This is a genomic window from Staphylococcus sp. Marseille-Q5304, assembly GCF_943737015.1.
GTDB lineage: Bacteria > Bacillota > Bacilli > Staphylococcales > Staphylococcaceae > Staphylococcus > Staphylococcus hsinchuensis.
Window position 1 is genome coordinate 296,846 of sequence record NZ_CALSFP010000001.1, and the last position, 26,606, is coordinate 323,451.

21 protein-coding genes and 1 pseudogene are annotated in these 26,606 nt (G+C 32.6%); 12 read left to right on the plus strand and 10 right to left on the minus strand.

All coding sequences use genetic code 11. The annotated features are described in order from the left end of the window. Positions 1 to 67: 67 nt before the first annotated feature. Positions 68 to 1,756 carry a CDP-glycerol glycerophosphotransferase family protein gene (locus tag NGI30_RS01350; RefSeq protein WP_251942500.1) on the minus strand — a complete coding sequence of 563 codons (1,689 nt, stop codon included), beginning with the start codon at positions 1,754 to 1,756 and terminating at the stop codon, positions 68 to 70. Between the two features lie 252 nt (positions 1,757 to 2,008). Here NGI30_RS01350 and NGI30_RS01355 point away from each other — a divergent pair, with 252 nt between their 5' ends. After that, a complete protein-coding gene (locus NGI30_RS01355) occupies positions 2,009 to 3,610 on the plus strand; it encodes an L-lactate permease (RefSeq protein ID WP_251942501.1) in 1,602 nt (533 codons plus the stop codon). A gap of 133 nt (positions 3,611 to 3,743) precedes the next feature. Here NGI30_RS01355 and NGI30_RS01360 read toward each other — a convergent pair whose 3' ends face one another. Then, positions 3,744 to 4,892 carry a glycosyltransferase family 4 protein gene (locus NGI30_RS01360; protein ID WP_251517644.1) on the minus strand — a complete coding sequence of 383 codons (1,149 nt, stop codon included), beginning with the start codon at positions 4,890 to 4,892 and terminating at the stop codon, positions 3,744 to 3,746. Between the two features lie 402 nt (positions 4,893 to 5,294). Here NGI30_RS01360 and mqo point away from each other — a divergent pair, with 402 nt between their 5' ends. Beyond that, positions 5,295 to 6,773, plus strand: a complete 1,479-nt coding sequence (gene mqo, locus NGI30_RS01365; protein ID WP_251517648.1) for a malate dehydrogenase (quinone) — start codon at positions 5,295 to 5,297, stop codon at positions 6,771 to 6,773. Between the two features lie 230 nt (positions 6,774 to 7,003). On the opposite strand, the gene NGI30_RS01370 is transcribed toward mqo, so the two are convergent. Together NGI30_RS01370 and NGI30_RS01375 are read right to left on the minus strand one after the other, a co-directional pair. Next, positions 7,004 to 8,380, minus strand: a complete 1,377-nt coding sequence (locus tag NGI30_RS01370; protein WP_251517650.1) for a HAMP domain-containing sensor histidine kinase — start codon at positions 8,378 to 8,380, stop codon at positions 7,004 to 7,006. Continuing rightward, on the minus strand, positions 8,373 to 9,047 hold the full coding sequence (locus NGI30_RS01375; protein ID WP_251517653.1) for a response regulator transcription factor: 675 nt from the start codon (positions 9,045 to 9,047) through the stop codon (positions 8,373 to 8,375). Before NGI30_RS01375 ends, NGI30_RS01370 begins: the two co-directional genes overlap by 8 nt. A gap of 154 nt (positions 9,048 to 9,201) precedes the next feature. Between NGI30_RS01375 and NGI30_RS01380 the strand changes: the two genes are divergently transcribed. Together NGI30_RS01380 and NGI30_RS01385 are read left to right on the plus strand one after the other, a co-directional pair. Further along, positions 9,202 to 10,254 (plus strand): ABC transporter permease, encoded by a 1,053-nt coding sequence (locus NGI30_RS01380; protein WP_251942503.1) that lies wholly within the window; start codon positions 9,202 to 9,204, stop codon positions 10,252 to 10,254. Beyond that, on the plus strand, positions 10,254 to 10,922 hold the full coding sequence (locus NGI30_RS01385) for an ABC transporter ATP-binding protein (RefSeq protein ID WP_251517658.1): 669 nt from the start codon (positions 10,254 to 10,256) through the stop codon (positions 10,920 to 10,922). Before NGI30_RS01380 ends, NGI30_RS01385 begins: the two co-directional genes overlap by 1 nt. A 189-nt stretch (positions 10,923 to 11,111) precedes the next feature. Here NGI30_RS01385 and NGI30_RS01390 read toward each other — a convergent pair whose 3' ends face one another. Further along, on the minus strand, positions 11,112 to 12,062 hold the full coding sequence (locus NGI30_RS01390) for a YdcF family protein (RefSeq protein WP_251517660.1): 951 nt from the start codon (positions 12,060 to 12,062) through the stop codon (positions 11,112 to 11,114). A gap of 364 nt (positions 12,063 to 12,426) precedes the next feature. Here NGI30_RS01390 and tcaA point away from each other — a divergent pair, with 364 nt between their 5' ends. Both tcaA and tcaB read left to right on the plus strand, forming a co-directional pair. Next, positions 12,427 to 13,821: a membrane-associated protein TcaA gene (tcaA, locus tag NGI30_RS01395; RefSeq protein ID WP_251942505.1), complete on the plus strand. Its 1,395-nt coding sequence runs from the start codon at positions 12,427 to 12,429 to the stop codon at positions 13,819 to 13,821. 240 nt (positions 13,822 to 14,061) lie between these two features. Beyond that, positions 14,062 to 15,270: a putative multidrug effflux MFS transporter TcaB gene (gene tcaB / locus NGI30_RS01400; protein WP_251517666.1), complete on the plus strand. Its 1,209-nt coding sequence runs from the start codon at positions 14,062 to 14,064 to the stop codon at positions 15,268 to 15,270. Between the two features lie 60 nt (positions 15,271 to 15,330). Here tcaB and NGI30_RS01405 read toward each other — a convergent pair whose 3' ends face one another. Beyond that, the gene (locus tag NGI30_RS01405; RefSeq protein WP_251942507.1) at positions 15,331 to 15,882 is read right to left on the minus strand and encodes a TetR/AcrR family transcriptional regulator; all 552 of its coding nucleotides are present in this window, start codon (positions 15,880 to 15,882) and stop codon (positions 15,331 to 15,333) included. A 126-nt stretch (positions 15,883 to 16,008) separates the two neighbouring features. Between NGI30_RS01405 and NGI30_RS01410 the strand changes: the two genes are divergently transcribed. Both NGI30_RS01410 and NGI30_RS01415 read left to right on the plus strand, forming a co-directional pair. Then, positions 16,009 to 16,656 carry an HlyD family efflux transporter periplasmic adaptor subunit gene (locus NGI30_RS01410; RefSeq protein WP_251517671.1) on the plus strand — a complete coding sequence of 216 codons (648 nt, stop codon included), beginning with the start codon at positions 16,009 to 16,011 and terminating at the stop codon, positions 16,654 to 16,656. 13 nt (positions 16,657 to 16,669) lie between these two features. Continuing rightward, positions 16,670 to 18,541 carry a DHA2 family efflux MFS transporter permease subunit gene (locus NGI30_RS01415; RefSeq protein WP_251942509.1) on the plus strand — a complete coding sequence of 624 codons (1,872 nt, stop codon included), beginning with the start codon at positions 16,670 to 16,672 and terminating at the stop codon, positions 18,539 to 18,541. An 81-nt stretch (positions 18,542 to 18,622) separates the two neighbouring features. Here the strand turns inward: NGI30_RS01415 and NGI30_RS01420 are convergent, their stop codons facing one another. Beyond that, positions 18,623 to 19,252: a hypothetical protein gene (locus tag NGI30_RS01420; protein WP_251517676.1), complete on the minus strand. Its 630-nt coding sequence runs from the start codon at positions 19,250 to 19,252 to the stop codon at positions 18,623 to 18,625. A gap of 261 nt (positions 19,253 to 19,513) precedes the next feature. Between NGI30_RS01420 and NGI30_RS01425 the strand changes: the two genes are divergently transcribed. Further along, on the plus strand, positions 19,514 to 20,413 hold the full coding sequence (locus tag NGI30_RS01425) for an alpha/beta hydrolase fold domain-containing protein (RefSeq protein ID WP_251517678.1): 900 nt from the start codon (positions 19,514 to 19,516) through the stop codon (positions 20,411 to 20,413). 113 nt (positions 20,414 to 20,526) lie between these two features. Here the strand turns inward: NGI30_RS01425 and NGI30_RS01430 are convergent, their stop codons facing one another. Beyond that, complete coding sequence (locus NGI30_RS01430; RefSeq protein WP_251517681.1) at positions 20,527 to 20,922, minus strand: hypothetical protein; 396 nt, start codon at positions 20,920 to 20,922, stop codon at positions 20,527 to 20,529. A 17-nt stretch (positions 20,923 to 20,939) separates the two neighbouring features. Continuing rightward, entirely contained in the window at positions 20,940 to 21,407 is a 468-nt protein-coding gene (locus tag NGI30_RS01435; protein ID WP_251517684.1) for a thioesterase family protein, read from the minus strand. Positions 21,408 to 21,532: 125 nt separating this feature from the next. On the opposite strand from NGI30_RS01435, the gene corA reads away from it, so the two are divergent. Together corA and fni are read left to right on the plus strand one after the other, a co-directional pair. Beyond that, positions 21,533 to 22,474, plus strand: a complete 942-nt coding sequence (gene corA, locus NGI30_RS01440; RefSeq protein WP_251942511.1) for a magnesium/cobalt transporter CorA — start codon at positions 21,533 to 21,535, stop codon at positions 22,472 to 22,474. 60 nt (positions 22,475 to 22,534) lie between these two features. Beyond that, a complete protein-coding gene (gene fni, locus NGI30_RS01445; RefSeq protein ID WP_251517689.1) occupies positions 22,535 to 23,578 on the plus strand; it encodes a type 2 isopentenyl-diphosphate Delta-isomerase in 1,044 nt (347 codons plus the stop codon). Positions 23,579 to 23,771: 193 nt separating this feature from the next. On the opposite strand, the pseudogene gltS reads toward fni, so the two are convergent. Then, positions 23,772 to 24,981, minus strand: a pseudogene (gene gltS, locus NGI30_RS01450) (sodium/glutamate symporter). A gap of 233 nt (positions 24,982 to 25,214) precedes the next feature. Between gltS and NGI30_RS01455 the strand changes: the two are divergent. Beyond that, positions 25,215 to 26,540: a Na+/H+ antiporter NhaC family protein gene (locus NGI30_RS01455; protein WP_251517695.1), complete on the plus strand. Its 1,326-nt coding sequence runs from the start codon at positions 25,215 to 25,217 to the stop codon at positions 26,538 to 26,540. Positions 26,541 to 26,606 lie beyond the last annotated feature (66 nt).

Genomic DNA, 26,606 nt, shown 5'->3' on the forward strand with positions numbered 1-26,606 from the left:
AGCTGGGCAACACTTTCAATTTTGAAAGGTTGTCCAGCTTCTTTATGTTCTCGATAAGATCATTAGGTTATTTGTTTTTAAAAGACTTTTGTATGATGTGTGATAAAGTCTCAAATGCATGATTATCATCATTCACAAATTGGCTTGACTTGATTTGTTTCATTTGATGACTGATTAAATCATTTAATAAAGCTTTTGAGTCGCTATAACGTACAGTCGCTAAATCATCCATTACATCCTCATAGACCCCACGTTCTGAGACATATCGCTCATGGTTTGGTGTATATTGACATACAATTTTGTCTACTGTAATCGCATCATAAATAATAGATGAATAATCTGTCAGTACTACATCAGAAACTAAAATTAAATCTTGAGTTTCTATATGATCAGGCGCAATAATTGCATTATCTGGTTTGAACGCATTGCGGTCTTCATTGTGTGCTTTATAAATAACATTATATTTATTTAATAAACCATCACTAATTGGTAGCAAATCTTCTGCTTCTGCTTTCGTTTTCCACGTAGGAGCATAAAGTAGTGTTGGTTTGTCATGATTTAATCGTAATTCTTTTTTAATGAAGTTTTGATAAGGTAGGTCATGTTGTTTATCTAATAAATATCTGACTCTAGGATAACCTGCACTTAAAACTTTCGTGTGTTGCTGTGGGAAAGCAGACTTAAACGTATCGATAATTGCATCATTATCAACAACTAAATAGTCTTGTTGTATCCATTTATTATATTTTCTAGCTCTATAGTTATAAATATTTTGATTTTGATGTGGCTCACGACTATCTAAAAATAACTTTTTAATCGGTGTTCCATGCCATAATTGTATAATTGTGCCATTTGGTTTTAAATCATCAGGTATGTAGCTTTCAAGAATAACGACACGTGCTGTTTCTATGAGTTCTTTTGCTTTATGATCGTCAGGTTTAATAAAGTTTGGTCCATTGACATCTTTCGTTATAAAGTAAATAGGTAATTTAGAGAAATGCTTAGCAAAATGGTTAAATAAATAGCGTGAATTACCTCTGAATTGATAATCAAAACCTAAAAATACAATATGATCTTGAAGTTTTGATTTGTCTTTGCGATAAATATAACTCATTTGTTTGTGTTTCTTTAATGCCTTTTTCTCAATGGTATTGTATAGCCAATGCGGTAATTTAAATCCTGAATTTTTCAACATTTTATCTGTGGTGCGCAATTGTTCTGGAGCTAAAGTATCTTTGGCTTTAAATGGAATTGAATGATGATGTTGATAAGCCAATTTATTTAAATTAAATGCTGTTGTATTTAATGGTTGTAATTGTTTAACGCTTTCCCAAACATTTGGGCTTGTTGAAAATGTTTCTTTGAAATCAAAAACAACATGACTATCTGTAACAATGTCTTCTTGTAATAAGGATAAGACAACCAAATCAAATAGTGCATTGACGTAATGATGATTAATCATATGTTGTATGGTCTCAATATGGAAAATAACATTTGGATAATGGTTGATATTTTCTATCCAGTCATCGAATGTGATTTGCCTCTTTCCGAAGTAACGACAATCATTTAAATAGTGTTGGTCAATGGTATAATCGACAACAATTGTACAAGGGTGGAGTTCGACAGCGTCTAATTGCTCTTGATATAGATTAATTCTCTCATCTGTGACTATGAAATGTGTATAGCCTTCAGCTGTTGCATCTGTTAATCGTGCATCTAACTCAGACCATTTTTGAATTGTTAATTGTTTAATCATTTATATCCCTCTAGTTTATATTTATAAATACTATTCTATCACGTTGTTCTTATGAGTTTAAAGACACACAGTGCTATTAAATAAATATTTATATAAGGTGATTTAATATTTATGCACTAAAATTTTGAAGATCGTAAAAATGGAGTTGTATTTGCTGGAAAAGGTGTTATACTTTAATTGTGAAATGATTCACAAATTAAATGTGAGGATTTTAGTGATAAAAAATATAGATGAAAGAAGAAGTGAATCAAAATGTTTGTTGAAAGTTTTAACCCCTTTAATAATGTATGGCTCTCAAGTCTCATTGCTGCTATACCAATTATATTATTCCTGTTGTGTTTAACCGTGTTTAAGATGAAAGGTATATATGCATCTATTACAACCGTTATTGTTACTTTAGTAATTGTGTTATTTTTCTTTAAGCTACCAGTAAATATAGCTTCTGGCGCAGCTATAGAAGGTTTCTATCAAGGTATTTTACCTATCGGTTATATAGTAATGATGGCTGTATTATTGTATAAGCTAACGAATAAAACAGGCCAGTTTAAAGTCATTCAAGATAGTATTTCTAGTATTTCTCAAGACCAACGTATTCAATTACTCTTAATTGCTTTCGCATTTAATGGCTTTTTAGAAGGCGCAGCAGGCTTTGGTGTTCCTATTGCTATTTGTGCACTACTACTTACACAATTAGGTTTCGGGCCATTAAAAGCCTCTATGTTGTGTTTGATTGCAAATGCTTCTGCAGGTGCTTATGGTGCGATTGGTATCCCAATTCAAGTTGTTGATTCGTTGAATTTACATGGTGACGTTTCGAGTTCTGCCGTTTCCCAAACATCTGTGTTCACCTTAGCGATAATTAACATGTTTATTCCGTTTTTATTAGTATGGATCGTTGATGGTTTTAAAGGTATTAAAGAAACATTACCTGCAATATTAGTCGTAGGTGTGACATTCACTATAGGGCAAGGTCTCATCGCAATGTTTATTGGGCCTGAATTAGCTGACATTATCCCTCCTTTACTTGCCATGCTAGCTTTAGCTTTATTTTCTAGAAAGTTCCAACCTAAAAATATTTTTAGAGTAAATAACGATAAAAAAATTGAAACACCTGACAAACATAATATTAAGACATTAATTTACGCATGGAGTCCGTTTATTATTTTAACAATTGTAGTAATGATATGGAGCGCACCTCAATTTAAGAAACTATATGAACCAGGTGGACATTTAGCTTTTCTAGCAACACAAATAGAAATTCCTGGAACATATAGTGATGTAGCACAAAAGGCAATAACACTTCCTTTCAATTTCATTGGCCAAACAGGAACAGCCATCCTTATTGTAGTGTTGATAACTTTTGTCATGTCTAAAAGTGTTAAATTCAGCTCACTGTTACAATTATTAAAAGAAACATTCTTGGAGTTATGGCTTTCAATTATTACGATTTGTTTTATATTAGTGATTTCGAAATTAATGACCTATGCAGGTTTAAGTACTGCATTAGGAAATAGTATTTCAAAGACAGGTAACGTATTTCCGTTACTTTCACCTATATTAGGATGGATCGGAGTATTTATGACAGGATCAGTAGTGAATAATAATTCACTCTTTGCTCCGATACAAGCCGCTGTATCTAATAACATTGGCGCGAATGGGGCATTATTCGTATCGGCCAATACAGTTGGTGGGGTGGCTGCTAAACTGATATCACCTCAATCAATTGCAATTGCCACAGCCTCTGTTAAACAAGTAGGGAAAGAATCAGAACTTTTAAAAATGACATTACATTATAGTATTGGTTTACTTGTATTTATTTGTATATGGACATTTGTTTTAAATTTAATTATGTAAATGCTCTAAAATAAAATTAGCATTTTAATAACAAAAGCCACTAAATTCCTTTAATGTTTGAGGAAACTTAGTGGTTTTACTGTATGTGTCATAGTTTTGCCTGAAAATTGAGGACTTGATATGGTGGCATACTTTAGCTATTTAACATTGAAATGAAACTTTCATAGACTTTATCTGGAGAATATTGTTCAACAGTTTTATAACCATTTTCAATGAGTACATGTTCTTTCAGTTCTTGGTTTATTAATCTAAGTAATAATCTTGATAGTGCCTTTATATCGCCGTGTCCGATTAAATAACCGTTAATATTATTTTCAATGATGGAATCAGGGCCAACATTTCCATCAAAACTTACAATAATGCTACCTTGATTCATTGCTTCTAAAATGACCATGCCAAATCCTTCATTACGAGAAGGGATGACAGTGATTTCACTTTTTGCTAATTGTTCATTAAGCTGTTGTGTTTGCCCTTTTAGTCGGACGATTTCTTGGAGGCCATTTTCGTCGATTAAACGTTGTAATTTATCCTTTTCTTGTCCTTCGCCAAAGATTTCTACGATATAGTTAAACTGGTTGAGATGTTGTTTAATTGGTATAAGACTTTGTATGAGTAAGTCGAAACCTTTTTCATATTCTAACCGTCCTGCGGCAGTAATGAGCTTAGACTTTGATAAAGATAAGCGTGGTTCTGACAAAATATTTGGGATTACGTAAACCGGACGAGAAAGATGTCTTTGATAAACACGTCGATCTATAGAAGTAAGTGTAGTAATTTTATCTAAACGTTCGTACGCTTGAATGATTTCGTGTTGGTACGATTTGGGATGGGCAGAGAAATTCATATGTTCCATCCCGATTTTTTCAATATGCGAAGCCACATGATTTCCTATTAAAATATTGAAACTTGCTCGAGTACCCACAATGACGTCAGTAGAAATATTGTTCAGGGCTTTAATCATTTTACGTTCAACGTAACGAGAAAATTGGTTTATTCCTGGTTCGAATTGAGAAATTTTCTTAGGTTGGTTCATAGAAGTATATCGCCTGATACGGTTAAAGAAAATACTGATTAAATTCTTAGGGTGAGGTCGATAATCGATTAATGGTTTAACTATGATAGATGGGTGGAGTTCAAAGTATGGTGAAGATTGGGCTTTAAATACAGAAATAATTTCTACATGATGACCTTTTTCTGCAAGCGTATTTGCAAGTTGTGATATCGCCTTTACTGTTCCTCCTATAGCATAGACGTTATGCATAAAAAATGTGATTGACTTCATTTGGGGACCTCCCATAAGTTTGAATTCGAAATTATTGATAATTATAGCATGTATTGAAATAAATTCACCTATCATAATAAATTATATGTGAAATGTAATTATTTAATCATGTTTATAACGATACTTTTTCCAAAAAAATGTATTTCAAACATTTTAATTTTTGTCATTTCAACAAAATTTGTGTAGAATTTCTGAAATCCCTTTTTTCAGAAGATAATAAGGTATATAATTAAGAAAGTATAGATATTTGTCTAGTGTTTGTATGATTCTAAAAAATATCATTAATAATAACTGACTTTTTATTTTTTAAACTTTAGAAAACGCTTTATCAAATTAGATGTAACAGTAATCAGATGAAGTAATTATTTCTATAAACATATCAGAAGGGGGACTGTATTTGTTATGACTACACAACATAGCAAAACAGATGTCATCTTAATTGGTGGCGGTATTATGAGCGCAACGCTAGGAACATTATTAAAAGAATTAACACCAGAGAAAGAAATTAAATTATTTGAAAGATTGTCTGAACCTGCTAAAGAAAGTTCAAACGCATGGAACAATGCTGGGACTGGACACTCAGCTTTATGTGAGTTGAACTATACTAAAGAGGATAAAGACGGTTCAATTGATATTGAAAAAGCAATTAAAATTAATGAACAGTTCCAAGTATCAAAACAATTTTGGAGTTATTTAGTTAAGCAAGGTCAATTAAAGAATCCAGAATCATTTATAAAACCAGTGCCACATATGAGCTTTGTACAAGGTGTGCAAAATGTAGATTTCTTAAAACGTCGTGTTGATCGTTTAAGCCAAAACATCCTTTTTAAAAATATGGTTATCACTGATGATAAAGAAAAAATTAAAGAGTGGACTCCTTTAATTATGGAAGGTCGTACTTCTCATATTCCTATGGCAATTACATATGATAAGACAGGTACTGACGTAAACTTCGGTGAATTGACTAAGAAATTATTGAGCAATCTTGAAGCGAAAAATGCAGAGCTTAACTATGGCCAAGAAGTTCAAGACTTGAAAAAACAAAAAGATGGCACTTGGGAAGTTAAAATTAAAGACTTAGACTCAGGTGATGAATATTTCGTAGAGAGTAATTTCGTATTCATCGGTGCAGGTGGTGCGAGCTTACGTTTATTACAAAAGACAGGTATTAAAGAATCTAAACATATCGGCGGTTTCCCTGTAAGTGGTTTATTCTTAGTTTGTAGAGAACCATCTATTACTGAAAAACATCTTGCAAAAGTGTATGGTAAAGCTCCAGTGGGTGCGCCACCAATGTCAGTTCCTCATTTAGATACACGTTATATTGATGGTGAGAGAACATTATTATTTGGACCGTTCGCTGGCTTTTCACCTAAATTCTTAAAAACAGGTTCTAATATGGATTTAATTAATTCTGTTAAACCAAATAATTTACTAACAATGTTAGCAGCAGGTGCAAAAGAAATGAAATTAACGCAATATTTAATTTCACAATTAATGTTATCTAGTGAAGAAAGAATGGATGACTTAAGACAATTTGTACCAAATGCTAAAAGTGAAAACTGGGAAATTGTCGTTGCGGGTCAACGTGTCCAAGTTATTAAAGATACTGATAAAGGTAAAGGTACTTTACAATTTGGTACTGAAGTCATCACTTCTGAAGATGGTTCATTATCAGCATTATTAGGTGCTTCACCTGGTGCATCAACAGCAGTTGATATTATGTTAGATTTATTGAAGCGTTGTTATAAAGATGAATTCCCTCAATGGGAAGAGAAAATAAAAGAATTAGTACCTTCATTTGGTATGAAACTTTCTGATAACGAAGCGTTATATACTCAAATTAATCAAGAAGTTAAAAACAACTTAAAAATCGATTAATGCATTTGATTTTTATTATAAAAAAACAGTGAAGACTGAAGGTCTTCACTGTTTGACTGTCGACAAAGCTTATAACTTTGTGGGCAGTTTTTTTATGCAAAAATTTTCAAGGCGCTACTTCATTTTGTAGATAGACATTTTTCCCTTGGGAGCCAGCGCATAATTACTGTCCAATTGCACATAAAGTTGTAATGGCTCATTAATATACGAGTAATTTATATTTAAGTTTGTCATGAGTGGCTAGAGGGCAGTTCAATGGTGAAAGTTGTACCTTGGCTAATTTGACTTTCAACCTGGATGGTACCTTCATGTAATTCAATTATTGCTTTAGCAATTGCAAGGCCAAGTCCGTTGCTGTTGTCATTTTCATGATTTACTTTATAGAACCGTTCGAATAAATGTGCTTGTGTTTCAGTATCCATGCCTAGACCATCGTCTGTGATTGTACAAATAATAGCAGTGGAAGTTTGGTTTAGAGTAATTTCAATCGTGCCATGTCTTTCCGAATATTTAATCGCATTTGTAATCAGGTTTTGAAATGCTTGATACAATAATCTTTCATTACCATCATAATTTATTTCATTTAAGTCAGACATAATAATAAGGTCTTTTTGATTTGCTGCAAATTGCTCATGTCGAACTATTTTTTTCAGTAATTGATTTAATGCTACAGTGTCTGTGAATTTTAAATGTGTACCATTGTCGATTTCAGATAATAATAGGAGTTCTTTCGTTAAATCACTGAGTTGTGTCGTTACGCTGTGAATTTCATTAATATATGAGTCACGTAATACAGGATCTTTAGAGCTTTGTAATTGATCTAATAAATGATGTATATGTGTTAAAGGTGTTTTAATTTCGTGAGAAACATTCTGAACGAAGTGTTGTCTCATATCATCGACTTGCTTTAAAGAAAGTCGCATATCATTAAATCGATATTGCAATGTTCCAAGTTCATCTTCACGTGTTTGTTTAATAGGTGTAGTAAAATCTCCTTGCATCAATCGATGTGTTGCTTGTTTTAGTTGTTGGATGGGTTTGATAATCGAATACGTTGCTGAAATCGTTAATATAATTGAAAAAATCAATAATAACGCGATTAATATTGCAAGAAAGATTCTAAATTCGCTAAAGGTCTTTCCTATATCAGGTCGCATAAATACCGCGAGTTCACCTTCTTTAGTGTTAAATGTAACACCGACAGTATTCTTTGTTGTATTTTCAAAGAAGCCTGTGATGAAAAGATTATAAGGCAAAGATTTAATACCATGGTAATCGTGGCCGTTTAATACTTTATCAATCTGGTGTTTGGATATATTATCTTTTCTAAAATGAGCACCATAAAATGTTTTCTTTCCTGAAGTATTTACAGTCATAAGTTGATAGTTCATTTCGCCTATATGTTTAAAGAAGTTCTTTGACTCTTCTTGAGGCATTTCACTGTGGAACGTTCTAGAATCCTTTAACGTTCGCATAATTTTAGCATCGTTATTTGCTTTTAAATATTGGTGGTAAATAATATTAGTACATAGAAAGCTTGCTACAGCACTGACTAATAACATGGTGATGAGATAAATAGCTAAGCGCGTATAGAGTGATTTAAACATGAGCATCTACCTTATAGCCAAGTCCGCGAACTGTTTGAATTGTAACGTTGGCTTCTAGCTTTTCGAGTCGTTTGCGCAATCGTTTAATATGGACATCTACAGTACGTTCATCACCTTCGTAATCAAAACCCCATATTTTTTCAATGATGTCATCTCGACTAAAAACTTTATGTGGGTTAGAAGCCAGTAAAAAGAATAATTGAAACTCTTTATTTGGTAAATTCATCGTTTTATTGTGCGTTTGAATTTCTAAATAAGATTGGATTAACGTGAGGTTTCCAATATTTAATTCTTTATTAGCATTAATATTATATCTTTTCAGAACAGCTCTAATTCTAAATATAAGCTCCTTTACTTCGAAAGGTTTTGTGACGTAATCATCAGTTCCTGTAATATAAGCTTGTTCTTTGTCGCTTAATGCATCTCTGGCTGTGAGCATAATGACTGGGAGTTCAAAGTCTTCCTTTAAAGTTTGACATAACTCAAAACCATTCATTCCACTCATCATAATGTCTACAATTACAATGTCGACTTGTTGGGTCTCAAGGTAGTCTAATGCACTTTCCCCACTCGTTTGCACTACAGTATTTAAACCTTCTCTTTCTAAATGCGTTGAAACATATTCTAATATTTTAGCGTCGTCGTCAACAATAAGACATGTTGTCATATGAATAGGCTCCTTAAAATAATTATTAATATCAATGTTACGTGATGTATATGTAAAAAACAATAAACCTAAAAAATTTCATTAAAGTTCATATTGAGTTCATATCTAGGATATAGACTTAATATATACATTATTGAGAGGGAGTGACCAAATTATGAAATTAGCATGGCAAGAGATTAAATTCTATAAATTTCGATTTATGTTAATCATGTTAATTATATTATTATTAGGCGTAATGGTGTTATTTATTAGTGGATTAGCGCAAGGTCTTGCTAGGGAAAATATTTCAATGTTAGATAATTTGAAAAGTGAAAAATATGTGATGCAAGATACGAAACAACCAAAAATCGAAAAATCTATAATAAACCCAACACAACAGAAGAAAATAGAAGACATCATAAATCAAAAACCTCTGAAAATTGCACCTCAAACATTAAAAGTTGATGGAAACGAAGAAGATGTACTCATGACGAATAAGGTTAAAAATAAGAAACCGAAATTAATAGATGGCCATTTTCCAAAGAAAAAGAATGAGATTGTTATCAATGAAAAGTTAACTGCTAAAAATATAGCAATAAGGGATACGATTAAAACGACAAAAGGAAATCGTTTAACTGTTTCTGGTGTGATAAAAGATACAATGCATGCACACAGTTCAATTGTGATGGCATCTAATAAAGGGTTTAATCATCTGAATAAACATAGCAGTATGGTTTATCCATTATCACACCTAAACCATAAGCAACAACAGAAATTGAATGATATAAAAGGTATCAAAGTATTTAGTAAGGATGACATTACAAATGAAATTCCAAGTTATAAAGCTGAACAAGCACCACTCAATATGATGATTACGAGCTTATTTGTAATTTCTGCAATCGTATTAAGTGCATTTTTCTATGTAATGACGATACAAAAAATTTCTGAAATTGGAATATTAAAAGCAATTGGTATTAAAACTAAGCATTTATTAAGTGCATTAATTACCCAAATATTAATTACGACATTGATAGCGGTACTTATTGCAGTTGGAGTAATTAGTTTATTGTCTCTTATTATGCCGGTTTCAATGCCATTCCATTTAACTATTGCGAATATCTCACTCGTCGTAGTGGTCTTTATTGTAGTTGCATTGATTGGTGCTACATTATCTTTAATAAAATTATTTAAAGTAGATCCTATAGAAGCTATTGGAGGGGCTGAATAATGTCGTTAGAAGTAAAGAATATTAATAAATCCTATGGACAAGGTGATTCAAAAACACAAGTATTAAAAGGTATAGACTTTGAAATTAAAAAAGGTGAATTTGTGATACTGACTGGTGCTTCCGGTTCAGGCAAAACAACATTATTAACGATATTAGGTGGATTGTTAACACAAGATAGCGGAGAAATCATATTTGATGACAAACCTTTATTTTCAAAAGATAACAAAGCAGTTGATCTACGCTTAAATGAAATAGGGTTTATTTTCCAATCCTCACACCTTGTCCCTTATCTAAAGGTAAGAGCACAATTAACAGTGATAGGTACTGAAGCAGGCCTCTCGAAAAGGGATGCAGTTAAAAGAGCGGACGAATTATTAAAACAAATTGGACTCGGACATCGATTAGATGTCTTTCCGCATATGTTATCTGGAGGAGAGAAGCAACGTGTTGCGATTATGCGCGCATTTATGAATAATCCTAAAATCGTGTTAGCAGATGAACCTACAGCGAGTCTAGATGCCCAACGTGCTACCGAGGTCGTTGAAATGATTAAATCACAAGTACAACAAAAAGACATGATTGGGTTGATGATCACACATGATCAAAGGTTATTTGAGTTTGCAGATCGTGTTATAGAATTAGATGATGGAAAAATCGTAAATAAATAACAAAATAAACGAGTTATTAAGTACTATAATGGTTGAAAAAGGCAATTTCTATTGAAATAATATAGAAATTGCCTTTTACTTTGATTGAATTGTAAAAAAGTGTCTTATTCTATATAAAAATTTATGTGCTGTACATGCTTGTATATATAGAAAGCACAATAAGGCACTTTAATAGAAAAATGGTAATATTCATTTTATATAAACAGTAGCAAAAAATAATAAAGCAAAATACACAGTTAATAACCGTTTATATTGGAACATAAGGGCTAAAAAGTCACGTATCATTGCATATTCTAAAAAATGATAAGGCGTATGACTTCCTAAACCATGGAATTTCAGCTTTAATTTTTGACCTAAACGTAATGCGCGCATGATATGAAATTGACTTGTCACACATATAATATCAGCTGATTTTGTTTCCCTTTCTGATATAATTCTTTTAGTGAATTTAATATTTTCATACGTGTTAGTTGATTGGTTTTCCATGATAATCCTATTGTTTGGCACACCTTGTTGATGTAAATAACGTTGCATTGCTAATGCTTCTGATATAGGTTCGTCTTCTCCTTTGCCACCGCTTACTATGAAATGTGATTGAGGATTTAATTTATAAACATTTAATGCTTGATCTAAGCGATTTGCTAACATAGGAGGGACTTGTTCATTAAAGATACCAGCCCCAAGGACTAGTATATATTTATAATCTTCGTTGATATGCTTATATTGATAACTTGAGATATTTGATACATAAATAATAAAGGTAAATAATGCACTGAGTGCAATTGATGCGAGCCATAAAGCGATTGCACTAACGATGGGTAGCTGAGAGATGTATACTAAAATGCAAGTGAGTAAAGCGATTTTATAAATAATTGGAAATAGTCGCTTTAAAAATTGTAAACTCTGTTTATTTCGAAAGAATACTCTGTGTTTAAATAGTAGTAATAAACAGCCGATAATAATGAGTATAATGGAATCGATAGGCCAAGTCTGATTTATGATATGTACGAGAATGACGATGTATCCGAGCGAAATCATACTAAAATAGATATTGATATGTGTTAAAATTTTAAAGTTAAAAAACAGCCCAATTAAATAGATTCCTATAATTAAACTACAAACAAGCGTAAAGATATTCATGGTTCACCTCAAGTTATTTATCTGTATATTAAATGTAGTTGAATCAACAGAATTAAGCAACTGAATATATCGGTTTTAATATTTGTGAAGTATTCAACAATGTCTTCCTAGTCATATGATGTGAAATAAACAGTAGTACATGGCAGAATAACGCACAGCGTTTTTGAATTAAATTAGACTAAATATGTATATCAATCACATATTAAAACAGATATAATAATAGAGATAGTATAAAATACACTTTCATGGCTTCGTAGCATAAATCGAATAAGGTGAGACATTGATTTTGGATGAGGAAATCGTTAATATAGGTCGAGTATCTATTCATTTAAACTAACGTAAAGAATATAAAGAAGAGGTGATAATGATGCGACAATGTCCTAATTGTAAACGTGATGTAGAAGACAGCAAACATCAATGCCCACATTGTGGATTCCAGTTGTATGGTAAACGTACTAATAAAAACAATGACAAGTCTGAAGAAAAGTCAGGCAACAAGACAACACTTACGAAAGCGCAAAAGGTCATCCCTTGGGGTATAGCAGGTTTTATTATTATTTTACTGATTATCATCTTCTTTTTATTACGTAATTTTAATTCTCCAGATGCTCAGTCAAAAATATTACTTAATGCGGTAGAAAATAATGATACACAAAAGCTTTCTACGTTATTGAGTACGAAAGAAAATAATGTCGACGATACTGAAGCGGCTCAATACATAAAGTATATTAAGAAAGAAGTTGGGCTAAAACGATTTTCGACAGAAGTGAAAAGTAAAATAAAAAATTTAAATGAGAGCGATAATAAAGTTTCTTCAAATATTTTGGCTAACAATGGTGATAGTGTTTTAAAAATAACTAAAAATGGAACGCGTTACTTATTCTTCGATAACATGAATTTTACAGCTCCGACAAAAGAAGCAGTTGTTAAACCTAAATATAAAACAACTTATTTATTCAAGTCAGATGGTAAACAGAAAAAAGTTATTGCTGAAAAAAATCAAAAAACATCATTAGGTAAATTTATTCCAGGTGAATATATATTGGATGCGAAAAAGAAAATGTCTAATGGTCAGTTTATCGGTCAGTTGAAATTTGATTTTAGAGATAGTGATAGTGGCACTGTTAATGTTAACGAAGATTTTAATGAAGCTTATATCAATGTAGATTTAAACGGGGCGAAGAATATAGATAAGAAATCAGTTAAGGTTAAGATAAACGATAAAACATTTAACTATAAAAAAGGTCAATCTATAGGTCCATTCCCACAAACAAAATCACTAACAGTTTCAGCAGAAGGGAAAGCTAAAAAGAAAACATTTAAATCTGCAAAGACGACAGTCATCCCAGATAACTTAAAAGAAGATACCCAAGTATCAGTAGAGTTTGATGATGATGAAATTAATAAGTATGTGAAGAAAAAAGAGAAGGAATCGAGTAGTTTTAGCGATAAAATCTCTAAGTTTCTAACAAAATTCACGTCAGCCCACAATAAGGCGGATAATAAAGGTGAATTTGCTTTAGTATCTCCATTGTTAAAGAAAGACTCTGATTCATATAAATCGATTAAAAAGTCGGTCGATTCTGATGATAAGTTAAAACTCAACCAGCCTCAGATTACTGATGTTGTGAAAAAAGGTAAACAATTCTATGTCACAGCAACATCATTGAAAGATAACGGGGAATATGAAAAATCTGACTATCAATTAGAAGGTACAAATAAAGCGAATGATTTAAAGTTAGTTAAATACGATGAGTAAAGTTAATTGTTTGAATCTGAGACATAAATAAATGTCTCAGATTTTTTGTCTATTAAGAGGGAGCACGAAATCTCTTTTAGAAAATTCGATTTCTGTCCCACGCCTTTTTTCTCTAAAATTTAAATAGTATAAATAATATATGGATTGTTCAATATTATGCACTTTCAAGCTATAATAGTTTATATCATTTTTATAGTTAAACTATATTTTAATATAGATGATTGGAACAGGAGGTCTTCAATGACTGAAAAAGAAACGACCAATAAACAATCAACATTATTTACAATTATATTAGGTGCTTTAACTGCAATTGGTGCTCTGTCTATAGATATGTTTTTACCAGGTTTGCCTCAAATACAAAGTGACTTTAATACAACAACGACACATGCACAGATGGCAGTTTCGATGTTCTTGATAGGACTTGCGTTAGGAAATCTATTCGTAGGGCCGATATCTGATGCGTTGGGAAGAAAGAAACCACTCATATTCGCAATGGGATTATTTACATTAGCGAGTATCGGAATATGTTTCACGAATAGTATTGAATTTATGTTAGCCTTGCGTTTTGTTCAAGGATTATGTGGCGGTGCAGGTGCTGTGATTTCTAGAGCGATTGCGAGCGATTTGTATAGCGGGAAGCAGTTAACACAGTTTCTAGCATTACTAATGTTAGTCAATGGCATTGCGCCAATCATTGCTCCCACTATTGGAGGAGGTATTATTACATATGCTAACTGGCGAATGGTCTTTATCGTATTAACTGTGTTTGGCATATTGATGCTCGTAGGCTCAACAATTAAAGTAAATGAAACATTGACTTCTGAACATCGAGAACCACCTCAAATCCTGATAATTTTTAGAAACTTTCTAACTTTATTACGAAGCGCCCACTTTGTATTACCGATGCTGATTCAAGGCGTTACGTTCGTAATGCTATTTAGCTATATTTCTGCCTCACCCTTTATTACTCAACGCGTATACAGTTTGACTGCACAACAATTCAGTTATATGTTTGCGGGGATAGGAATTACCCTGATTATTTCAAGTCAACTTACAGGTAAGTTAGTCAATTATATCGAACGTCAATATTTATTACGCACTTTAACTGCCATACAAATTATAGGGGTAGTTTGTGTAGTCACTACACTTACTGCGCACTTACCCATAGTGGTGTTAATTGCAGGTTTTATATTGTTAGTTGCTCCTGTGACGGGTGTTTCAACGTTGGCTTTTTCAATTGCTATGGATGAAAGTACTGTCGGTAATGGAAGTGCCTCAAGTTTACTTGGATTAATACAATCATTACTTGGCGGAGTTGCTTCATCACTCGTAGGTTTAATGGGGGAACAAAATATCATACCATATGTAGTTATTATTATTGTGGCAGGCATATGTTTAATCGTATTACAAACTTTAAATTATATTGTATTCCGAAAAAGTAATATTTAAATAGTAAAAAGCGATCAATCTAAGCAAATGTAGATTGGTCGCTTTTCTATCTTAATTGTGTCATTGTCTTCTTACTCTTAGCACATTCTCAAGCAAAATTTTTGCTAGCTCTTCAGGGGTTTCTTGACAACCTTTGTAAATCCAAAAGTATATAACTCCAATTTCACCTCCGACGATATAAGTGACCATTTGTTTTTGATGTTCTATCGACGAATAGTTTTTTAACATTTGTTGATATACTTGTTTCGTATTTTTAATATAATCTTTAATTAACGAACGGTTAGGATGAACTACAATGATTGCATGAAAGAAAGTATAATGTAGACGTACGTACGTTAATAATATTTTGAAAAATTTATATACTTTGATATTCCTGTTTGTTTTGTTTTTTAAACTGTTATTGAGTGCATCTAATAATTTTAAATATTTTTGTAAATGGTGGGCTTGAATTTTTGAAATGAGGTCGTATTTATCTTCAAAATATTTATAAAAAGTAGTTCTGTTTACACCACTATAAGCACATAACATTTTTATTGTTATTTCCTCAAAAGGATATTCCTTTAATAATAAAATCATATTTTGAATAATCTTACGTTTTGCGGTTGATTTCATATATTCTCCTCACCAGTCATGTTTTAGATAGGTCAACACATTTGATGCAAGTGTTGGTGTTTTTTTCATATCTACGTTCTTATAATAAATAAGGTGACTTATAAAAGCAAATAGGAGGTAAGTGGAATGAAAAAAATGGTTTTAATAAATATCATTACCATTGTAGTTCTTGTAATCATAGGCGTAGTTGGTTTCCATTTTTATAACCAAGCTACAAGTTTCGTCAGTACTGACAATGCCAAAGTAGATGGCAAACAAATCAAAATTTCTGCCCCAGCAAATGGTGAGGTCAAATCTTTAGATGTTAAAGAAAATGACAAATTAGATAAAGGTGACAAAGTCGCTGAAATCGCAGCTAAAGGTGATAACGGCCAATCTCAAAATATGGATATTAAAATGCCACAAGATGGTACAATCGTGAAAACGGATAGCACAAAAGGATCTATGGCTCAAGCAGGTACACCGATTGCATATGCGTATAATTTAGATGATTCTTACATCACAGCAAATGTTGATGAAAAAGATATTAAAGATGTAGAAGAAGGTAAAGATGTAGATATCAAATTAGATGGTGAAGATTCAAACATTAAAGGTACAGTAGAAAGCGTTGGAAAAGCAACAGCTTCTAGTTTCTCATTAATGCCTTCATCTAATAGCGATGGCAATTATACAAAAGTTTCACAAGTGATTCCAGTTAAGATTTCACTTGATTCTAAACCATCTGAAAATGTTGTTCCAGGAATGAACGCTGAAGTTAAAATTCATAAAAATTAAGGGGGGTCTTTAAATGTCAGCGGCCTTCATAGTGATTTACGTAATTATAGCGCTCATTCTAGTTGGTTTGATTAACTTATTCTTTGTTAAAGGAAGAAAAAAGAAATCAAAACAAACGATGGAACAATCAACATCTAATCACAATACTTCAAATGAAAGTTATCAATCTAAATTTAATGTGCGAGATCAAGAAAAACAATCTGAAGATGTTGAAAGCAATGCACGTCACAACGATACACAATCAACACAAAGTAAAAACGACACAACTCAAGAAGTAAACGATAGTAATACTGAAGATAAAGATCATGAAAAAATCAATCCTCAATCAGATGAAGCAATTGTAAACGAGAAGCTTAAAAATAAACATAGTTCATTTATGTTTGGTAAAGGGACATCTCAAACTAAAATATTAATAGCAATGATATTTGGTATGTTTATTGCGATTTTAAACCAAACGCTATTAAACGTTGCCTTACCAAAAATAAACACTGACTTCAATATTTCTTCTAATACAGGTCAATGGTTGATGACAGGTTTCATGCTAGTGAACGGAATCTTAATCCCGGTCAGTGCATTCTTGTTTAATAAGTATTCTTATAGAAAATTATTCTTAGTTTCAATGTCTTTATTCACGTTAGGTTCTCTCGTCTGTGGTTTATCCGGTTCATTTACAATGATGATGGCTGGTCGTGTGTTACAAGCGATCGGTGCCGGCGTCTTAATGCCATTAGGAACAAACGTGTTTATGACGATATTCCCACCTGAAAAACGTGGTGCTGCTATGGGTACACTCGGTATTGCGATGATTTTAGCCCCCGCAATTGGCCCGACGTTATCAGGTTATATCGTTGAAAATTACCACTGGAACGTGATGTTCTACGGTATGTTTATTATTGGATTAGTTTCGTTACTCATTTCTTATGTATGGTTCAAAGTATACCAAGTTACTTCAAATCCTAAAGCTGATATTCCTGGAATTATTTGTAGTACCATTGGTTTTGGTGCACTGTTATATGGATTTAGTGAAGCGGGGAATAATACGTGGACATCACCAATTGTTCTTATTTCACTTATCATTGGTATCATCTTCATAGTCTTATTTGTTGTACGTGAAATGACAATGCGTGTACCAATGTTAAATATGGAAGTGTTAAAATACTCAGGCTTCACACTTACGACAGTCATCAATATGATTGTAACGATGAGTTTATTCGGTGGTATGATCTTATTGCCACTATATTTACAAAATATGAGAGGATTTACGGCAATTCAATCAGGACTTCTACTGCTTCCAGGTGCATTAATCATGGGTGTAATGGGTCCGATTGCAGGTCGTTTATTAGATAAGATTGGTATCAAACCATTAGCTTTAATCGGTACAGGTATTATGACCTTTGCGACATGGGAATTAACGAAGTTAAATATGAATACCACATATGGACATTTAATGTTAATTTATATTATTCGTTCATTTGGTATGAGTTTTATTATGATGCCAATAATGACTGCAGGTATGAACGCATTACCTCAACGTTTAATCCCTCATGGCAATGCGTTATCTAATACGTTAAGACAACTTGCAGGTTCAATCGGTACAGCATTATTAGTTACAGTGATGTCTACCCAAACTACAAAGCACGCTGCAACATATGCACAAGATTTAGATAAAACGAGTCCATTTATTAAAGATAGACTACAAGAAATGGCTCAGGCAATGGGTGGCGAACAAATGGCCACACAACAAATTCTACAATTTGTACAAAAACTTGCTTCTATCAATGGTGTTAATAGTGCATTTATCGTTGCTACTGGATTAAGTGGTTTAGCATTTATTCTCAGTATCTTCCTCAAAGGAAAAGAACATTATATTTCTAAAGAAAAATAACGATAGCATAAAAAAGCCCAAGTGCGATAATTAGCACTTGGGTCTTTTTTTGTATTCATTTAAATAAACACATATTTCAAATTAATGTACGCTACGGTTTCTAAAGAACAAACTAATAAACAACAGTGCCAGGGCACAAATTAATAAAATAAATGCATTGTGAATCGCATTGGATTGTGTAACAATCTGATCAGGTTTAACAGATAATGAAAATTCATTTATTTTATCAGCGATTCTGTTTGCAATATTGTTTATTAAATAAGAAAAACCGAATGTGATGACGAACATGATTGCTATAATGAAAAAGTTTAAAATCTTTAATGCAGTTCTATTAAATAGCATTGTCAAAATAGTTAAAATAATACTGATAATACCTGCAATAAAGAAGGCGTAAAATACAATAATTAATTGGTCAATGACTTGTTGGAGATTATCGATATTTTGAATGTTTAAGTTCAAATTGCCAATATCATTCATAGTATTTTGGAAATCCGTCAATTGGTGAAAGTTAATCGTTTTATCGACAAAGACTAATTTAAAGATAGGATCTTTAAACATACTGTAAACGGAAATGGTCACTAATATCAGTACGATAAATTGGATAATTAAACTAATCCATGATCTTTTCTTCTTTCCTCGTGACATAACTCTATGCAAGGGTTCATGTGTCAAAGTATGTTCGAAATCCCTGAGGTGTTGTTTTTGAGACATAACATGCTCCTTTCTAACAAGTGGTCACTATTGAATTATTTTAGAATATTTAAAATGAATTTGTTATAATATGTAACAAGTGATTTATTTTAAATAAAGTACGAATGTGGTTTTCAAACTAGTGATCTTTTTATTATTCTCATTATATTATACGAGTTTCTAATTGTCATGATATACATTTCCTCATCATATTTAAAGAATTACATGTTACCGTTAATCATAAGGGGCTACTTAATATTACTTAGATAGGATTGATAATAGATGAAATCAAAGTTAGCAACGAAATTTATTAACAAATATTTATTACCACAAAGATCAATACTGTTTAAGGATGAACAGCATTTTGAAAAATTTTTAACTAAAAGAGAAAGTGTAAATGCAAAAAAGCATAAAAAACCTGAAACGCTTAATGTTAAATCAGATTTAGATAAAGATGCTCTAGGTGATATGCAATTATTTAGATTTAGATTTAGACATAGTCACGAGAAAAAAATATTATATATTCATGGTGGGTATAACATATTTCAGCCATCAGCATTCCATTGGCGATTTATGGATAAGCTTGCCTTAAGTACTTTGTATGAAGTGGTGATGCCTATTTATCCTAAGACACCGTCATTTCATTTAGAAGACACATATCAAGCCGTATTAAAAGTTTATGAGCAACTATTATCTGAAGTACAAGCACAGGATATAGTGATAATGGGTGATGGTACTGGTGGCGCATTGGCACTGAGCTTTGTGCAGCAATTACAAGCAAATAATCAGCCACTACCTAATAAAGTTTATTTAATTTCACCAATGTTAGATGCACAATTAGATAATAATGAAATTACGTCACAATTAGAAGATAAAGATGTCATCGTCAAAAAGGATGGACTTAAAAAGATACTCCAACAATGGGCTGGCGACGTACCATTGGATGATGCGCGCATTTCCCCTATAAATGGCAATTTAATCGGACTGCCTCCAGTGTTTATGTTTGGAGGTACAAGAGAAATTTACAATCCTGATATGGTTAAGTTAGAACAAATCTTAAAATCTGAACAACAACCGGTTCATTATTTTGAATATCCAAAAATGGTGAATGCTTTTGCACTATTACCAATCAGAGAATCTCATAAAGTAGTGAAACAAATTGTAAATACGATTAATCAATAGAACACGACGCCTTAATGCGTATGCTAAAAGAAGGCGAAAATACTTAACAAGGCAGGACACAATGAGTGTTTTAAACAGTTGGTTTAACCGCACAATTTGTTCCGCCTTGTTTTTTAATTGGTCTTATTCATTTGTTCAAAAACGAATTGTTGCCCTAAAGCATGATAGTACTTTGATATAACTTGTTCAAAATCATCATTTGGTTCAGACATATTAGAAAAGTATTTTTTGTTACTATCTAATTGTTCTTTAACCATTTGTTCAGTTGATTTATAACTCGATAAAAATTCACTTTCGTCTGGATGTTGCTCTATTAAATTAAAGATGTGGTCTGTTGCTCGTTTCTGACCTTGGAGGTAACTTATTTCAATTCCACGTTTGATGAGTTTTGTATCTGGACCATTTATGACGAGTGCTTTCTCTTGATTTAGTTCTGTCAGCTGAGCTTTAATTTCATCGTATATGTCATAAAGTTGAGAATGAATCGCATCTTTTTTAGATTGTGTCATGATTAACGTCCTCCGTCTCATTTCGGAATATCTATACGATGACCGAGTTGCTTCGGCCAGTCAATTTGTGGTTGTTCTTTATAGTACTGCTGAATTTGTTTGGCATATTGTTCAGGAAACGGTGCAGTTTTACGTGTCTCTCTACTTATGCCTAACATCATAACTTCGTTCGTTGCTACAGTTGTGCCGTCCGGTTTAGTCATTATATTGAAAAAGTGAACGCGTTTCTCATCATAATTATAAATATAAACATTTATTTCGAAGGCCTCATTTTTTAGTAATTCCGCTAAATAACTTGTATGTTCTTCAACAGTAAACATCGTGTATTTTAACTGTTCTCTTTCCTCGAGGGATAATCCATTTTCGTAATTAAATTCATTTATAGCTTTACTGAATAAAATATTATAATTTGCATCATGCACATGACCATTGTGATCAATCATATCTTCCGTAACTGTTTGTGTTAGTTTGAAATTTTTAGACATAGTGCAATCTCCTTTCTGTTAAGAATTTGAAAATATTAAATAACATTCGGATAACTTATTAAGTAATCATCATACATATTTCCCGATTCGTGATAAAATAAAGTAAACGATTTGAGGTGATTGTAATGACTGTCATGATAAAGTATAAAACTGAACAAAATACTTTAGCTTCAGTGAATCATGTTGATGACATACCTGAAAATGCGTCATTCATATGGTATGACTTTGATGATCCTACTGAATCAGAAAGTCACATGTTATTAACGGATTTTAACTTTAATAAACTAGAAATTGATGATACAGTAAATGGGACGCCGAGAGCAAAATTTAAAGCGTATGATACATATCAATATATGGTGTTTCATGATTTGAATCAACCTAATTATTCCATAAAGGCCTTGAATATTTTTATCCATGACAATACATTAATTACATATCACCATCATGAATTTGATATTGAACAACAAATTGAATACATCATACAGAAATATAATGATTTAAAGGTAATAGATATCGTTTTATTTCTTTTAGATCAATTAGTGGATCAATATTTTGATAAGGTTCATGAAGTAGAGGATCGCGTATTTGAGTTTGAGGATCATCATATAGAAGATAGCGCGAACCCATCCTTTATGGATAAGGTATATCGATTACGTTCAAAGATTATTAAACTCCAACGACTTATCTATCCGATGCATGAATTGGTTGATGATTTGAAAGAGAGCCCTAAATTACTTGTAGATGATAAAAATCATCTGTATATTCAACATATAGAAGATCATTTAATTAAACAAATTCACATATTAAAGCAATCTCAAGAAATGACAAATGAAATTAGAGATAACAATTTATCTTACACTTCTTTTAAAATGAATCGCGTTATGCAAGTGCTTACGTTAGTATCGGTTATATTCTTACCATTAACTTTAATCAGTGGTATTTATGGTATGAACTTTGAGAATATGCCAGAATTAAAATGGCACTACGGTTACTTTATCGTACTTGCTGTCATGTTATTGATTAGCATAAGTTGTATTGTGTATTTCAAAAAGAAGAAGTGGTTTTAATATAATTGAAAAAATGACTATTTAAAAAAGCTAGAATAAAGATTAAAGGTAGGAGACGACATGAGTGATTTAAAAAGAGAACAGCGAAAAAATGAACACGTTGAAATAGCTATGGCTCAAGAAGATGCCAATATTTCTGATTTTGATGGAATGCGTTTTGTTCATCATTCTATCCCAAACATTGATGTGAAAGACGTATCATTGGAAAGTGAATTAAAAGACTTCACATTACAGCAACCACTTTACATCAATGCGATGACAGGCGGAAGTGACTGGACGAAACAAATCAATGAGAAACTTGCTAAAGTAGCAAAAGAGACGAACATGGCTATGGCTGTGGGGTCAACTCATGCCGCACTACGAAATCCTGATATGGCATCTTCATTTAGCGTGGTAAGAGATGTGAATCCAGAAGGTATTATTTTTAGTAACGTAGGTGCTGATGTACCAGTAGATAAAGCGATTGAATCAGTGAAATTACTTGATGCTCAAGCTTTACAAGTACACGTGAATGCACCGCAAGAGCTAGTTATGCCAGAAGGGAATAGAATATTTTCTACATGGATTGATAATTTATCACAAATTGTTGCTCGTGTTGACGTCCCTGTCATTGTTAAAGAAGTTGGTTTCGGGATGAGCAAAGAGACGATTAAACAATTAAATGAAATAGGTATTCATTACGTAGATGTAAGTGGTCGTGGAGGTACGAACTTTGTTCATATTGAAAATGCGCGTCGCGAACACAAAGATATGGACTATTTAAGTATGTGGGGACAATCTACAGTTGAGTCGCTATTAGAAAGTACATCATATCAAAATGATATGAATATATTGGCAAGTGGTGGTGTGCGTACACCATTAGATGCAATCAAATGTCTCGCTTTAGGTGCGAGTGCTGTAGGTATGTCAAGACCGTTCTTAAACCAAGTAGAATCTAATGGTATTGACGCAACTATAGAATATGCAGAGCAATTTACTGAACATATGAAAAAGATTATGACAATGCTTGATGCACAAAATATAGATACTTTAAAACATAGCCAAATTATATATAGTAATAAATTGTTATCTTGGATTGAACAACGCGGTTTAGATATTAGATAACTTAAAAAGGGAGCGGGACAGAAATCGAATTTTCTAATAGAGATTTCGTAGTCCCACCCCGGCAAGGATGACTAGGATTGAAAAAAGCTTGTTCTAAGCGTATTTTCAATTCAGACATCTACTGCCACATTGATAAAGAGTCTGAGACACTTATTTTTGTCTCAGACTCTTTTTATATTTGTTTACTCCGTATTTATTTAAATAAATTTATAAATGTCATCACGATAGGTACACCAAGTAAATCTATTAAAAATGCACCTACGATTGGTACAACGAGATATGCTTTAGGTGATGCACCGAACTTTTTAGTAATAACATCTAAGTTTGCCATCGCATTAGGCGTTGCACCTAAACCGTGTCCTAAGAAACCGCCGATCATTACGGCAGCGTCATAGTTTTTACCGAGACCACGGAATACAACAAAGACAGAAAATAAGACGATAAAGATAACTTGTACTAATACGATAATAATAAGTGGAATAGCGAGTTGGTACACTTCTGTTAACTTAATGCTCATCAGTGCGATTGACAAGAACAATCCGAGAGAAACATCGCTAATATTATCCACGATTTTCATATCGATAAGATTTAAATTACCATATTCTGAAATATTTCTAATTATAACTGCTACAAACATCGCACCAACATAGATTGGAATGTTTTGGCCAGTTAAATCAGAGAAAGTGTTTCCTATGTATGAACCAATCGCCATACATACTACAATAATTGTGAATTGTATAATAAATACAGTAGTTGGTTTCATACGATTATGTAAATGTTTATTACCGTCGACTTTACCGTAGTCTGTCGTAGTAGCATGAATATCTTCTGGCTTTAAATTGTATTTCTTAATCAAGTATTTCACGACAGGGCCACCAATTAAACCGCCAGCCACGAGTCCGAGTGTAGCTGCCGCTAATGCTGCAGTTAAAGCTGAATCCACACCCATTTCTTGTAATGTCTTACCGTAAGCAGCAGCGTTTCCGTGTCCACCTTCCATTGACATTGAACCAGCAGTCATACCTAGTAAAGGAGGTATATTTAATACTTTAGCTAGAGAAACACCAATGATATTCTGACAGATGGCAAGTAAGCCACAAAAGACAAAATATAAAATTAATACCTTTCCACCTAATTTTAATAATTTAAGTGAAGCGCCGAGACCTATTGTAGTGAAAAAAGGCCGTCATAAAGAAATTCTGAATAAACTCCGAGTCCAATTTGATTGTAATTATGTTTAATGATTCTAAAATCGCTACAAGTATAGAAAATAGTAATCCGCCTATAACAGGTGCTGGAATACATAAGCGACGTAAAATAGAGACGTTATTTGCAATATATGTACCAAGTAAATATAAGACACTTGCTAACGCTAACGTTGTAATAGCATCTAGTTTTAACATATTCTTCCCCCTTATTAAAATATAGCTTCAAACAAAGGTTAAATTGACCGTTAAAATATATATCTAAGAAAACGTTTACAAAAACCCACGATAGCTATTATACATAAAAAAAACTATAGATGCTAGGAAAAAATATAATAATTATATAAATCACTAAACATTTTTAATGACGAAAAGCGATTTTTGATATAATATATATCATAGTGAAATAATAGGAAATAAGGAGTAAAAATATGTCTGATTCATTAAGAAGTCAAAAGCAGTATGGTGCTTTGGCGTTATTGCCGCTCGTCATCTTTTTACTATTATATATAGGGGTAGGGATTACCTTTACAATAATGGGCAAAGAAGATGCATTTAATCAGCTACCACGTCATGTTGCAGTATTTATAGGGATTGTTATAGCATGGACATGTTATGATCGCAAAACGTCATTCGCAAAAAAGGTACAAATCTTTACAGAAAACGCAGGTAACTCAAGTATTGTAAATTTAGGGTTGATCTTATTACTTGCCGGTGCATTTTCAACAGTTACGTCTGAAATGGGCGGTAAAACAGCGATGGTCAATATGGGATTATCTGTTATACCACCGAGTTTATTAATCCCTGGTATATTCATTATGAGTGGATTTGCAGCATTAACATTAGGTACATCCACAGGCGCACAAGCAGCCTTTATACCAGTAGGTGTCGCCGTTGCGCAAGCAGCTGATTTGAGTGTTGCTGCTGCCGGTGCGGCAGTTATAGCTGGTGCTTATTTCGGTGACAATTTATCAATTATTTCAGATACTACGATTGCTGCTACAAACGGTGTCGGTGCAAAAATGAAAGATAAATTTAGAATGAACGTCTTAATAGCAGTACCTGCAGCAATTATCACAGCGATATTTTACGCAATTATAGGTGGCACAGGTCATGTAAAAGGTGATTTAAGTTTTAACTTTTTAAATATATTACCTTATATATTCGTCTTAGTTGCAGCAATTGCAGGTTTAGATGTTGTCCTCGTATTAATTATTGGAATTATCATGGCAGGATTACTTGGTATCGTGCAAGGCAAATTTGGAGTGTTTGATTTTACGAAATCTATCGGAGACGGCATGGAAAGTATGTTCTTAATCTTTTTAGTCGCTTTCCTAGTATCAGGATTAGTCGCGTTGATTAGATATTATGGTGGTATCGATTGGATTATCAAGACGATGAAAGAAAAAGCTAAAGGTCGTAAAAGTGCGGAATATGTAATCAGTCTAATGTCAGGTATCTTAGCGGCAGCGCTTTCTCATAATACGTTAGCAATTATTATTTCAGCACCGATCGCTAAAGAAATCGGCGATGAATACAAAGTTCCACCTAAACGCATGGCAAGCTTACTCGATATATTCGCGTGTTGTGCGTTAATGGTCTTACCACACGATAGTGGGATGTTAATGGCAGAAAAATACGGCCATGTGTCTTATTTAGATGTGCTACAATATTCAATCTATCCTGTCATATTTATATTATGTACGGTAATTACAATTCAGTTCGGATTATTAGATAGACCAAAGAAGACTAAGTAGGAATTTTAAAGAAAATTAAAATTTTTAGTATTTAAATAAAAAGAAGCAGGGACATAGATGCATGTC